The organism is Mesorhizobium sp. M2A.F.Ca.ET.037.01.1.1 (genome assembly GCF_003998075.1).
Classification (GTDB): Bacteria; Pseudomonadota; Alphaproteobacteria; order Rhizobiales; family Rhizobiaceae; genus Mesorhizobium.
On sequence record NZ_RZSA01001443.1, the window covers coordinates 1 to 1,133 of the forward strand.

Here is a 1,133-nt window from a genome sequence, read left to right on the forward strand (position 1 = left end):
CACCGCGGTCAATTGCGAGAAGCGATCGGCGGAGATCAGAGGCACCTCGACGCTGCCGTTCGGCATCGGGCTCAGCGCCCGCAGCGCTTGCAGCCGGGTGAAGGCGCTGCGCACCGGCATGTCGCTGGTGCCGAGTTCCTTGGCGAGCTTGCGCGAGGTCAGCTTCTGGCCAGGCTGCAACTGTCCGGACATAAGGGCCCGAACCAGCTCCAGATAGACTTTCTCATGCAGTGGAACGGTATCGACAGCGGTCAGTCCGATTCGCGATTTGTCGGCCATTGGCTCTCGTTGCTTCGTCGTCCTGAAAGCTGCTTCGTCGCTCTATCCGCCGCGGGGACAGGTTCCGATGGCATTGGGACGCACGATAGACGGTTAACGCGCGCTGCCGCAAGGGAGCGCGCGCCCGTCCCCCAACCGCGTCATTGCGACTGCGACGTTATCGGACCCCGATGCCCGCCAAAAGGCCGCCGTCTATCCTGTAGTCCGCCCCGGTGCAGAAGCTTGCCTTGGACGAGCATAGGAAGGCGATCAGTTCCGCCACTTCCTCCGGCTCGCCGATGCGGCCGAGCGGATGCGCTTCGCCGAAGCGTTTGAAGGCCGCCTCGACATCCGCATTGGGATCGTCGGCGCGGGCGGCGCGTTCGAGGATCGGGGTACGCACGGACCCCGGGCTGACGGAGTTCACGCGGATGCCTTTTCGGGCATAGTCGAGCGCCAGCGAGCGCGTCAGCGTGTGGATCGCGCCCTTGGTGGTGGCGTAGGCGGCGACATTCTCCTGGCAAGCGGTGCCCTGCACCGAGGCGACGTTGACGATGGCGCCGCCGCCGCGCTTGATCATCTCCGGTATGCCGAAACGGGCGGTGAGATAGATCGATCCGACATTGACCGACATCGCCCGGTTCCAGGTCTCGAAATCCGTCGTCGTGGCCGTGCCGTAGGGATGCACGGCGGCCGAATTGACGATGACGTCCAGCCCGCCAAATTTCTCGACGCCGGAAGCGATCGCCCTCTCGACCTGGTCGGGCACGGCAACGTCCGTGGCGAGCACGAGGGCGGCGGCGCCCGCGCGGTTGAGCTCGGCCTGCAGCATCGCGTTGGCGGCTTGGTCGATGCCCAGCGCGATGATCGCGGCG

The 1,133-nt window shown here is 66.0% G+C and carries 2 protein-coding genes; both read right to left on the minus strand.

The genetic code is table 11. From position 1 onward, the window contains the following. Positions 1–279, minus strand: a 279-nt coding sequence (locus EOA27_RS37460) for a GntR family transcriptional regulator (RefSeq protein ID WP_145970868.1), incomplete at its 3' end; no start/stop codon positions are given. A gap of 157 nt (positions 280–436) precedes the next feature. After that, on the minus strand, positions 437–1,133 hold a 697-nt coding region (locus tag EOA27_RS37465), incomplete at its 5' end, for an SDR family oxidoreductase (RefSeq protein ID WP_127258836.1).